The 12,232-nt window shown below is 37.5% G+C and carries 11 protein-coding genes and 1 pseudogene; 6 read left to right on the top strand and 6 right to left on the bottom strand.

Going from position 1 to position 12,232, the window contains the following annotated elements; genetic code table 11:
* Positions 1-42: 42 nt before the first annotated feature.
* The 3 genes from PVK62_RS15450 to PVK62_RS15440 all read left to right on the top strand — a co-directional run bounded on the left by PVK62_RS15450 (position 43) and on the right by PVK62_RS15440 (position 4,501).
* A complete protein-coding gene (locus PVK62_RS15450; protein ID WP_274445205.1) occupies positions 43-1,281 on the top strand; it encodes an L-lactate MFS transporter in 1,239 nt (412 codons plus the stop codon).
* Positions 1,282-1,388: 107 nt separating this feature from the next.
* Positions 1,389-3,749: a fatty acid cis/trans isomerase gene (locus PVK62_RS15445; protein ID WP_274445204.1), complete on the top strand. Its 2,361-nt coding sequence runs from the start codon at positions 1,389-1,391 to the stop codon at positions 3,747-3,749.
* 116 nt (positions 3,750-3,865) lie between these two features.
* Positions 3,866-4,501, top strand: a complete 636-nt coding sequence (locus PVK62_RS15440; RefSeq protein WP_274449484.1) for a hypothetical protein — start codon at positions 3,866-3,868, stop codon at positions 4,499-4,501.
* Positions 4,502-4,504: 3 nt separating this feature from the next.
* On the opposite strand, the gene PVK62_RS15435 is transcribed toward PVK62_RS15440, so the two are convergent.
* The 3 genes from PVK62_RS15435 to PVK62_RS15425 all read right to left on the bottom strand — a co-directional run bounded on the left by PVK62_RS15435 (position 4,505) and on the right by PVK62_RS15425 (position 6,889).
* Positions 4,505-4,882 carry a hypothetical protein gene (locus tag PVK62_RS15435; protein WP_274445202.1) on the bottom strand — a complete coding sequence of 126 codons (378 nt, stop codon included), beginning with the start codon at positions 4,880-4,882 and terminating at the stop codon, positions 4,505-4,507.
* Between the two features lie 183 nt (positions 4,883-5,065).
* Complete coding sequence (locus tag PVK62_RS15430) at positions 5,066-6,475, bottom strand: FAD-dependent oxidoreductase (protein WP_274445201.1); 1,410 nt, start codon at positions 6,473-6,475, stop codon at positions 5,066-5,068.
* A gap of 186 nt (positions 6,476-6,661) precedes the next feature.
* Positions 6,662-6,889, bottom strand: coding sequence for a hypothetical protein (locus tag PVK62_RS15425; protein WP_274445200.1), 228 nt, complete (start codon positions 6,887-6,889; stop codon positions 6,662-6,664).
* A 167-nt stretch (positions 6,890-7,056) separates the two neighbouring features.
* Here PVK62_RS15425 and PVK62_RS15420 point away from each other — a divergent pair, with 167 nt between their 5' ends.
* Both PVK62_RS15420 and PVK62_RS15415 read left to right on the top strand, forming a co-directional pair.
* Positions 7,057-8,703: an ABC-ATPase domain-containing protein gene (locus tag PVK62_RS15420; protein WP_274445199.1), complete on the top strand. Its 1,647-nt coding sequence runs from the start codon at positions 7,057-7,059 to the stop codon at positions 8,701-8,703.
* 269 nt (positions 8,704-8,972) lie between these two features.
* On the top strand, positions 8,973-10,340 hold the full coding sequence (locus PVK62_RS15415; RefSeq protein WP_274445198.1) for a YjiH family protein: 1,368 nt from the start codon (positions 8,973-8,975) through the stop codon (positions 10,338-10,340).
* Between the two features lie 179 nt (positions 10,341-10,519).
* Here the strand turns inward: PVK62_RS15415 and PVK62_RS15410 are convergent, their stop codons facing one another.
* Positions 10,520-10,768: a DUF3297 family protein gene (locus PVK62_RS15410; protein ID WP_105055996.1), complete on the bottom strand. Its 249-nt coding sequence runs from the start codon at positions 10,766-10,768 to the stop codon at positions 10,520-10,522.
* A 173-nt stretch (positions 10,769-10,941) separates the two neighbouring features.
* On the bottom strand, positions 10,942-11,340 hold the full coding sequence (locus PVK62_RS15405; RefSeq protein WP_274445197.1) for a hypothetical protein: 399 nt from the start codon (positions 11,338-11,340) through the stop codon (positions 10,942-10,944).
* 357 nt (positions 11,341-11,697) lie between these two features.
* Here PVK62_RS15405 and PVK62_RS15400 point away from each other — a divergent pair.
* A pseudogene (locus tag PVK62_RS15400) lies at positions 11,698-11,814 on the top strand (type II toxin -antitoxin system TacA 1-like antitoxin); the annotation flags it as partial.
* Here the strand turns inward: PVK62_RS15400 and PVK62_RS15395 are convergent.
* Entirely contained in the window at positions 11,779-12,123 is a 345-nt protein-coding gene (locus PVK62_RS15395) for a hypothetical protein (protein WP_274445196.1), read from the bottom strand. The pseudogene PVK62_RS15400 and the gene PVK62_RS15395 overlap by 36 nt on opposite strands.
* Between the last annotated feature and the right edge of the window lie 109 nt (positions 12,124-12,232).

The raw sequence follows: 12,232 nt of genomic DNA, 5'->3' as shown, positions 1-12,232 counted from the left end.
ATACATATAATTGTAATAAACTTTCAACTCACTGAGATTGCGATGAAAAATATCGATAAAGCAATGCGTATCCTGCTTGCAGGCTTCTGTATTAACCTATGTTTAGGAATTCTTTACGCATGGAGCGTATTCAACAAAGCTCTTGTTACTGATATGGGCTGGACGGCGTCACAAGCGTCTCAACCTTATGCAACAGCAACAATCACTTTTTCTATCTGCCTTCTGGTTGCTGGTATCCTTCAAGACCGTATGGGTCCTCGCCTAATCTTGATCTTCGGTACAATCTTAGTTGGCCTAGGCATGATCGCATCAAGCTTTGCTGACACTGTTTTCATGCTGAACTTAACGTTTGGTGTTATGACAGGTGCCGGTATTGGCTTTGGTTACGCTTGTCTTGCTCCATCTGCTATGAAGTGGTTCCACCCTTCTAAAAAAGGCATGGTTAATGGTTTAATTGCTGCTGGTTTTGGCCTTGCTGCTATTTACTTAGCACCTGTAACCTCTGCACTTATTTCAATGTACGGCATCCAAACTAGCTTTTTAGTTCTTGGTATCGCAATCCTTATTATTGCGGTTCCACTAGCGACAACAATTAATAATCCACCAGAAGGCTACCAACCTGAAGAACCAAAAGTAAAAGCAGGTAAAGCGCCTGTTGCTACACGTAAACCAATGGATTTAAACTGGAAAGCAATGCTTAAAACGCCACAATTCTATTCGTTATGGATTATGTACGCGTTTGCTGCTTCTGCAGGCCTTATGATCATTGGCAACATCACCACTATCGCAAGCATGCAAGCTAACCTTCCAAATGCAGTTTACTTAGCATCTCTTCTTGCTGTGTTCAATTCAGGCGGTCGTGTTGCTGCTGGTATGCTTTCTGATAAAATTGGTGGTGTTAAAACACTACTAATCGCATTTGTTCTGCAAGGTGCAAATATGGCGTTATTCAGCATGTATGACAGTGAAGTAATGCTTATCGTTGGTACTGCTGTTGCTGCTGTTGGTTACGGTACTCTACTGGCTGTATTCCCATCATTAACTGCTGAGTTTTACGGTCTGAAAAACTACGGAACTAACTATGGTGTACTTTACACATCATGGGGCATTGGTGGTGCAATCGGTGCTGCTGTTGTTGGTTACTCTATGACTCAAGGCGGTGACTATGCACTTGCTTACACCATCTCTGCAGTAATGGTTGGTGTTGCCATTGTTCTAGCGCTTGTTACAAAACCAATATCTGAAGAAAAAGCACAGCAATTAAGCCCTGCTACAGCTTAATTTTCTTAAGCAAAATCAAGCCCGTTTACTGAAAAGTAAGCGGGCTTTTTTGTTTTTCTTTTGATTTCTTACTATAATTAGCCCTCTCTTTTTCCATGGATGTGCTTATGTTATTATCTAACCGCTCGTTGCTTATTCTTTTTGTTGTCATTTTTTCCGGCTGTGCGACCTACGCCACTTATAATTACGACCAACTTTTTGGCAAACAATCTGTCCAACAACGACTTAATGAATATAACACTCCTGATAGTTTACAGTATCTTAATGAGGTTAAGCCTTTAATCGATAAGCGCTGTGTTGTTTGTCATGCTTGTTATGATGCACCTTGCCAATTAAAAATGTCATCCGCTGAAGGTATGGATCGCGGTGCTCACAAAACACTTATTTATCAAGGCACGAGGCTTGTCGCAGCAAATCCTACTCGTTTATTTGAAGACGCTCAAACAACTCAAGAGTGGCGTGATATTGGTTTCTCCCCTATTTTTAATGAGCGAGAACAAACATCAATAGCCAATACTGAAGCTAGTGTGATGGCTCGTATGCTAACGTTAAAACAAAATAATCCACTAGCAGACGAAAAACAATTAACGGGTTATGACTTTGCTGTCGATAGAGACCAACAATGCCCTACAATTGAAGAAATGTCTGATTATGAATCTCAATATCCTAGCTGGGGAATGCCTTATGGGATGCCAGAGTTAAGTCATTCAGAACATGATCTACTAGTAACATGGTTGGAAAAAGGGGCTCAGACAAGTGATATTGCCCCACTGTCTCAGGATGAAAAAAGAAACATCGCACATTGGGAATCTTTTTTTAATGGCGACAGTTTAAAACAGCAACTGACCAGTCGATATTTGTATGAACATTTATTTTTAAATCATTTATATTTTTCGAGTGACCCTGATACCTTACGTTTTTTTAAGTTGGTTCGTTCGGCAACCCCTCCTGGTGAAAAGATCTCTTTAATAGCGACTCGTCGACCATATGATAATCCAAACGTTGATCGTGTTTATTATCGAATTACTCCAGTTAGAAGTACTATAGTAGATAAAACACATATGCCTTATTTGCTCGATCAAGAGCGCTTTAGTAAATGGGACAAATGGTTTATACAGGAAAGTTACACTGTAACTAGTCTGCCTAGCTATTCAACAGAAATTGCGGCGAACCCGCTGACGACGTTTGTTGATTTACCTGTTAACTCTCGCTATAACTATTTACTTGATGAAGCCCAAGACACAATTCAAGGATTTATTAAGGGACCAGTTTGCCGTGGACAGTTAGCCCTAAATGTTATTAATGACCATTTTTGGGTGTTTTTTGTTGATCCTAAAATATCGGATAACCCCAACGTCGAACAGTTTTATAGAGAGCAAAAACAAAACCTGGCGTTACCGGCCGAACTAGAGAGTACAACCGTTCCTATTACCAGTTGGATACAATATTCTCGTAATCAAGCACGTTATCTTAAAGATAAGAATACGTATTTAAACCAAGTATTTAAAGACGGTCAGCATCTAACACCTGAACTTATTTGGGATGGCGGTGATAATAATAACAATGCAGCCTTAACGATTTATCGTCATTTTGATAGCGCATCCGTCATTAAAGGATTAAATGGCCCTACCCCTAAAACCGCATGGGTTATTGACTATGCCTTATTAGAGAGGATCCATTACCTTTTGGTTGCTGGTTTTGACGTATATGGTAATTTTGGTCACCAATTGATGACCCGAATGTATATGGACTTCTTGCGAATGGAAGGGGAAACTAACTTTTTAACTCTACTTCCAAGAAAAGATCGTAAAAAAGAGTGGCAGAGTTGGTATCAAGATCCATCTCCACAATTGAGTAAGTATTTACAACGAGATGTTCAACCATTTGAACAACCTACTCGTATAAACTATGTATCGGATAATCCAAAAGATGAGTTATTTGCTCTGTTAGGTAACCATATTGGTTCAAATGTATCTCAACGTTACGATGTCACAAACTCAAAACTGACGAATACGTCGCATACATTATTAAAAACGATAGATACGATACAAGGCTCTGGTTTACAGCATCTACCACAGATTATTACAGTAAAAATTATTGCTGATACTGATAATCACAGTGAGTTTTTTACTTTATTTAATACCAGTGCGCATAAAAATATTTCCTCTTTGTTTAATGAAGAGAGTAATAGAATGCCTGAACAAGATCATTTCTCAATTCTATACGGTATTGTTGGTAGTTACCCTGCCGTGTTCTTAGAGATAAAAGAATCACAGTTAAAACAGTTTATCGCACAACTGCGTAATATTAGCTCAGAAGACGACTATATTGCCCTTCTTGACCGATTTGCAATCCGACGAAGTTCAGTAAAATTTTGGCCTTACAGTGATGAATTAACAGAGTGGTATAAAACACATAATCCTATCGAGGCTGGGTTGCTTGATTATAATCGTTTTGAAAATCGCTAGAAAAAATAATATGCGCTAATTGTAGACAAACAACACAATAATTAGCGTTGTATTAATATTGGTCATTGATAAATAGCGATTCTCAAGCGACACTGATTTATTTATAAGGTATTTTCTTGTTAGAATCGTTATTTATCAACACACTTACTGCCTTTAGTGATGATTATAAGGCATTGTGTAAATCACATTATCCTACAATCCACAATCGAGGAATGTCGCCAGCACATCTTAGTGCCGCATTTAATCGACGATTACTCTCACTTGCTAAGTGTAATGGCAGTACCATAAGTAACGAGCTTGTTTTTCACGATACCGTCCACCACATCTTTGTTTACTCTATTCTTATTGATAAGCAAAAAGTATGGATTATTTATCCACAATTTTTGAATGCCAAGACAGAAGCTAAATCACAAATGCTGTCATCGATAAAACACACAATAGATAATTTGGGGTTTGAAGTAACAGACAGTCTCGCTATTTTATGCGATCACTGGTTTGATCGTACACGCAGCAGTAAAGCTCTTTACCACTGGTGGACAGGAATATTGCCGAAACAAAATGAGTGTTACCTAAAGCAAGGCATACATAATCAGCTTTCAGAAGACCGTTTTTCTGAGGTATTAGAAAAGACGCATTCTATGGCATGCGTTAATCGTTCTATTTATCACCCACTAGAATCCAATCAACAGCATGCTTTACTTAAGTATTTCCTCTGTTTTGGGCTATTTAAAATTAAAAATTCAGTCTGTTGACCATTACCCAAGTGACTCTTTGCTTTTATCTTTAGCAAGGTGCTCCAACTCAATAACACCTTTACAACCTAAGTTTTCAATTTGTGTCTTATGTAGTTGAGTACTTAAATAGAATCCATATTGATACAGAGTATCCCCTTTCTCATCTTCAAATTCTTTTCTATAGACGATATCACCAATCATACTAGGGAATGACCGAATTCTGAGTTCACAGCAACCTTCTTTTAATTTCCTTTCACTGGTAAAACCAAATCCTTTTTTTGACACATCCATTAATTTAATATTAACAAATGGCATTAATCGGTGAGCCCAAAATATTTTTGCATTAACCGATTTTTTACATTCAAATCTAGGCCAACGACGTTTCAGTAAAAATTCCACATATCACCCTGAAGAAGTCTCTATGTGGCTATTTTCAACAAAAAAGTCAGAAAATTCAATCAAATTTTCTTAATTTAGCGACAGTATGCCATAATATATTTAAGCTCAGTTAAATAATGAGCAAATACATCAACTTTCAAAATGTAAATGAATTGAATTATATCAACGTTTGAATTACACGTATCAATATATCTGGGCTAACTCTATTGGATACCCTCGCTCACTTGCTAACCTTTCAGCTTCAAGCTCGATTTTCTTTTCGGTATAAATAGGTGCTCTATTTATTTTTACATCAAGCTGCAGTAAACGACTAAGCTCTTTAGCGCATGTAATTGCAGAAGACGCTTTTACTATTTCTGCTCTAAAGTAACCATCAGGTGTATACGATACATTTGCCGCTCTTAACGTTACATCATCTCCAGGGATCTGCTGTGCTCCGTATAATGCCTTCCCTGCTGGTGTCGCTTGGATAAATGCTGGCATGAATTGAGAAAGATGAGCGATGGCTTTTACGGTTCTGTCTTCTTCGACTTGCTTATCCCACCCTTCTTTAATTTTTTTATTAAACTCTTCAGACAGTTTTGGTTGTGCAGATAGATGACAAGAACCAGATAACCCATTCTTAAATAAGGTAATCTCTTCTGTCATACCATGCAGTTGAAAAAAACCATTTGGATAAGGGGTAAATTGAGCCATGCCTTGTGGTGTTCCACGCTCACCGTGGAAAATAATTTCAGGCCACTTGCCATAGTTATCATTATTCCAATGCGTGACATAAGCAGCTTTAAATTCAACTAATCTCTTTCTAGGTTTATTAGCAAGATCATCGATTATGCCTGTTTTAAATCCCGCACTATTAACCACATAATCAAACTTTTTTGAGTGCGACTGCTTGTCTTGTGTGTAACTTAGTATCCAACCACCGTTATCTACTGTTTCTTTAAGCACACCATTGACCGAACTAGAGAAATTAAGTGTGACATTACTTTGAGAAGATAAAGTTAAGAACGCCGTAGCTGCCATACGAAAGACACTTAAACCATGTTCTTGCACAAGAATTATAGGATATTTTAGCTGCTCTAGGTCCACTTGTTTAGAAAAACCAATTAGCCACTCATCTAATGTTGTTGGATTATTGGTTGGAGTTCGTCGCGCAATTTTTTGTAATTCTTCTTTTGAGTACGTTTTAAAATAGTCGTTTGCAGGGCCAAATACTTGATTGGTTTGATCTTTCGAAATTAGCTCTGAATATGTGGTTTGAAGTAACTTTAAGCGAGGTAATAGTGCTTCGGGGTGTCCTTTGTCTATTTTAGGAATAGCGATAATGGTAGGACGGACATTCAGTGTATGTGGAAAATAACGCACAGTGTCGATAGATTCAGTGAGCAGCGTGATACATTGCTCATCAGAGATTTCACGGTATAAGTTACCTCCCGCATGAAGGTGGCAGATCGGAGGGCCATTAACCAAACTTGTACCTTGTTCAAACACGTCAATATCAACGTCATATTCTGATAAATACATAGCAATACTTGAACCAGCGATCCCGCCACCAATAATTGCAATTTTCTTGCGAGATTGAAATTTATCCATCTTATTCTTATCTATCCAAGGCTATTTTTTATTGACTTGTCTATTTTACTTCGCGTCACAAAAAAATAATAGGATATCATAAAAAAAAGCTTGCCACAGAGTGAAAACACCTAATATTCATGCAGTTAAAGGGTTATTCAAATAGTTACCCACAGAAAATGTGGATAACTGTGAGTATCTCTAGCCCTATAGCGTTAAATTTAGAATTCGAATCAAAACACCAATAATAAATACGCTCACTCCAATGCGATACCACTTGTATTCTTGAATGGAGAGATCAATGCGCTTTACAAAAAGTAAACACGCCCCTCCCCAATCAGCCGTTCGTTTGGCATATAGCGAAATGGCTAACAAAAGAGAGAACACTCCAGAAGCGATGAATAGGTTTTCTAAAGTGGTGACTATAACATTCATGATTGTACTCCTTTACGTCCTACTAGCATTACTATGGCTTGAAAGTCTTTAGAAAGTAAATTAGCCATTGGTCGTAGAGTTATTTTTCACATCGGCATGAAAGAAGTTCTTATTATGACTGGGATTTTGTTATACTGCTCACAACTTTATTTGATAATGTGAATCTAATGGAACATCTTGAAGCCAAGCTAAAAAAATTAGAAAAAAGAAACTACCGTAGTTACACCTCTATTAAGGGGGAGTATGACTTCACCGACTTCACTTTATCTATTGATAATGTTCAATCTGACCCATATGCGCCGCCTTCTCGCCTTCGAGCGAAGCGTGCTTGGTCACTAACTCATCTTCAGTGGTTGCAAGAAACGTCTCTTGATTATCAACGTGCAGCAAGAGATTTCCTTGCTCGTCACTTTAGTCAACTGCTTGAGAAAGATACGACACTTTCAATTGCGCTTTCTGGCCAAACTGTGTTAGATCATACATCGGTTATTTTTGATGATGAAGGGATTGAACTTCGTTATAACATGAACTTACCGGCTGATGGTCGTGAGATCTTAGCGAAACGCGCGATTAATATTTTGACATTCCACATGCCAAAATATATCCGTCGTACTTTATTGGCTCGTGAGTTACCAATTGATGAGCTAAAAGCACACTGCCAAGTTATTGTTGATCAAGTTGCGCTGCGTCGTCAGTTAGCTGAACACAACTTAGTTGCTTTTGTTGCTAATGGCAGTATTTTACCTCGTATTGCAGGTAATAATGATCGCCCAATGAAAGACGCGATTGCTTTTCAAAGCCCTGAATCTTTAGAAGTTGAATTATCGACGCCAAACCGTGGCTTAATTAAAGGGATGGGGATACCTAAAGGCATTACGCTAATTGTTGGTGGTGGTTTTCATGGTAAATCAACATTACTGAATGCATTAGAGCGTTCTATTTACGATCATATCCCTGGTGATGGTCGTGAATATATCGTTACTGAAGAGTCAACGACTAAAATTCAAGCTGAAGATGGCCGATGCGTCCACAGTTTGAATCTATCGAACTACATTAATCACCTGCCTATGGGTAAAGATACGACGTGTTTCTCTACTCAAGATGCATCTGGCTCTACATCACAAGCAGCGTGGCTTCAAGAGTCTTTAGAAGCTCAAGCAAAAACATTATTAATTGATGAAGATACGTCTGCTACCAACTTCATGATCCGTGATGAGCGCATGCAAGCACTAGTTAATAATGGAGCTGAGCCAATCACGCCATTAGTTGATCGTATTGGTCAACTTCGTGATGAGTTAGATGTATCAACTATCCTAGTTATGGGTGGCTCTGGTGATTACCTTGATGTTGCCGATACCGTGATTCAAATGCATGATTACCAAGCCGTTGATGTCACTGTAAAAGCAAAAGAAGTGGTAGCGACTCATCCTACAACGCGAGTTCGTGAAGGTTCTGAGCATTTATTACCAACTCAAACTCGTCAGTTAAACCGTTCTTCTCTTCAGGCTATTTTGCAAGAAGGTAAATTCCGTATTCAAGCAAGAAACAAGAATACGCTTCGTTTTGGTCGTGAATTAGTTGATATTACCGCCATGTCTCAGCTGCAATCTTCCGCTCAGCTTCATGCTATCGGTTGGATGTGGTTCCAGTTATCTCAAACACCAGGTTGGGAATCTAACCCTGTTGAATTTATTGCTCAGCAACTTCATGATAATTGGTATGAGTTGATGCCTAAGCATGGTGATTTAGCTAAACCTCGAGTGATTGAAGTTATGGCAACATTAAACAGAATGCGAGTGGCAGACTTTAAATAACTAACTTATCAATTATAGCCTCCAATCACGGGGGCTTTTTTATATTTAATTTTCATAATGTAACAAAAAACAAACAATCCAGTTGCGTTTTAAATGCTATCCAATAGTTATCACCATGTATAAGTGAATAAATACTTTTTTTTAATGAATAGTATTCCACTTTTAAAAAAAACAGTGTACTCTCCGTAATAACTGAATGAATACGGAAGTTTAGTGAATAATAATGCTAAGGATTAGCTTTTTATTAACTAGTTGTAATTGAGAGATTTATGCAAAATTCAAGTGAGATACCCCAAATGAGCAAGAAGAAGAATCTTCTAATGTTTCTTATCCCATCGTTGATTGGTCTGTTCCTATTTATGGCTCCGATCACTTATAACGGTGATATCACCATTCCTGTTGCTGTATTAGCAAAATCAATTCAAGCTTTGTTTGGTGAGTATCTAGTTGCAATAGTTACTGGCATCGTTATGTTGATGTCTGTGGTTACCATTCTGGCTAAGATTATTAAGCCTAGCATTATCACAAATAACGACTTTTTATTTGGTTTACTTAACCCTACCCCTCTTTGGTTTGTGGTTCGCTTAATTGGCGGCATCGCTGCTGCAATGGTTTTCTTTCAAGTTGGTCCTGAAGCGATATGGGAACCAAATACTGGTGGTTTAGTTCTTAACGATCTGTTGCCTGTTTTATTCTCTGTCTTTATTTTTGCAGGCTTACTGCTTCCTTTATTACTTAACTTTGGTTTATTGGAATTATTTGGTGCTCTTTTAAGTAAAATAATGCGCCCTATTTTCAACTTGCCTGGACGTTCTGCTATTGACTGTATAGCTTCTTGGTTAGGTGATGGCTCTGTTGGTATTCTTTTAACAAGCAAGCAATATGAAGAGAAATTTTATACTCAACGTGAAGCTGCTGTTGTTGGTACGACATTCTCTGCTGTATCTATTACCTTTAGCTTAGTGGTTATTGCGCAAGTTGAATTAGAAAGCTATTTCTTACCATTTTACTTAACGGTATGTCTAGCCGGTGTTGTTGCGGCAATCATCATCCCTCGCCTTCCACCTCTTAGCCGTAAAAAAGATTTATTTATCGATGGTACTGAACGTGCTGCAGATGCTGAAGTGATCCCTCAAGGTTATACTACATTCTCTTGGGGTCTTGAACAGGCGATGAATAAAGCATCAAAAGTGACTTCTATCCGTAGTGTATTTGGTGAAGGTGTTAAAAATGCAGTCGATATGGTTTTCGGTGTATTACCTGTTGTAATGGCGCTGGGCACTATTGCTTTAGTTATCGCTGAATATACATCTGTATTTTCAGTATTAGGCCAGCCTTTTATTCCTTTCTTGGAATTACTTGGTGTTCCTTATGCGGTAGAAGCGTCTCAAACGATTGTTGTTGGTTTTGCTGATATGTTTATTCCATCAATAATTGCGGCTTCTATTGATAGTGAGATGACTCGTTTTGTTATCGCTGCTATGTCTGTAACTCAGCTTATTTATATGTCTGAAGTCGGTGCTCTATTACTTGGTAGTAAGATCCCAGTGAATATCTTTGAATTATTCGCTATCTTTATCCTACGTACGTTAATTACGTTACCTGTTATTGCTGGTATGGCGCATTTGATTTTCTAACTGATTAGGTTAATGTAAGTCAACGTATACTAAGGCGATCTCTTTTGAGGTCGCTTTTTTTGGTTCTAAATTTTGATGCTAAAAAAGGCCTAAATCTCTTTAGGCCCTTTTTGAGATAATACCACTCAGGAAAATCAGCTAATTACTTAATTATATGATTGTTGAGTTATATCTTTTGCTTATTTATAAAAAGCTTCAACTGTGCCTTTTAGTGTGATCATAAGAGGCTGACCACGGCGATCTAGTGCTTTTGGTGAAGGGATTTTTACCCAACCTTCACTGATGCAGTATTCTTCAACATCTGTACGTTCTTTACCATTAAGACGAATGCCAATGTGATGCTCAAAACATTCTGCTACATGATGCGGGCTACGAGGATTGCCAGAAAGGTGATCAGGTAAAGCTGGTTGCGATTTAATATCGTTCATGTTTGTTGCCTATGGAAAATAAAAAGTGCGCTATTGTAGTCAATATAAGCCTAAGCCTCAAGCGATACTGATTCTATTATCATAAATGTTGTAGAGCTTTGCTATGAAGAAGTAAAAGCCTCAATAATATGGTTTATTTTAAAGGATGTGTTTATCTATCTGAGTAATTAGTGCTACTTATATTTTTGAGCTAGAAAAAAAGCTTTCTCTTCTGTTATAGTCCCTTGTTTTTTCAATAAACCAATTATTGAACTTGATTTCCTAGCTTGCTCTTTAGCAATATCATCAATCGTAATATTTGACTTATATTGATTAATTACAGAGTTAATGTCATCCTCTAGCCAAGCTAAACCAAAATTTTTGGGAAGCCCTTTTTCAAGGTTTTCCTGTTGTTTTTGCTCAGTTGTTCTTTTCGATTTTTTAACTTTCGGTATTAACTTAGTTACTTGAAAAAGAGCACGAATAACTTCTGGTTGATTATATGGTGAATTATCAGGTAGCATCTCGCCTGTGATTGGATCGATGCCATTAGCCAAAGCTTCAATAATAGTAACTATTTTCTCTTGATTCATACTCATACCTTTAAAATTACGTAGGCAACTAACACCTGCGTTGCACGTCTGTTACTATACAATTATCCTTAATATTGATACCTTAAGATAAGAAACTCTCAGATAATATCACTATCCTTGGCTACATTAAGTGAATAAGAAGTGGTTCGTTATTTTTTGCGACAGACCATTACCTTTTACTTAGATATTTCATATCATTCATAAAATAACGATATATCAACGAATGCAGGGAAAGATCGACTGACTTAACAAAAGCAATAATGACAACTTTCAAAAATTAAACCCAAAAAACTCGCTATTATTGCCGGTGTTAGAAAAATGGTTTTCATACTTAATTCTATGATACAAGATGGTGTCATGTGGAATGAAAACCACGCAATTGATACACAAGAACGACTGTCTCAAGCTGCGGCTATTGCTGGTATATCTAGCATTAACTCATTTGTGCTTAGTGCGGCTGTAGAAAAAGCTAAACATGACTGAAATCGTTTTGATTGTGGTATTACCGCACTCAATAGTTAAATTTTCAGATTCAATTTCAGCGTACGATTCAATAGTGGTAACAGCATTTGATAATACTTTTTTCCCAGTATTTTCAACTTCAATAGATACAATAGTTTTATACTGTTCTCCTGTTCTGAGAAGAGGCCCTTTAAATACAGTGTACTCTAAACTTGCTTTTGGTTCATTCATTTCATCATAAATCTTGGGGATAAGAGCAAATAACCCAGCAATAATTGCAGGAATAATCGCATATAACACCACCTTTTTCATATCTGACATTTGTTATTTTGTTCCTTTATTGTTTAATTAGCACTTAACGCCTGCATAACACGTTTACTACTATGCAATTATACTTAAAATTGACGCCTTAAAACGAGAAACACCCAGA

This window comes from Aliivibrio sp. S3MY1, from assembly GCF_028765575.1.
Lineage (GTDB): Bacteria > Pseudomonadota > Gammaproteobacteria > Enterobacterales > Vibrionaceae > Aliivibrio.
This window is presented reverse-complemented; position numbering and strand designations above follow the sequence as displayed.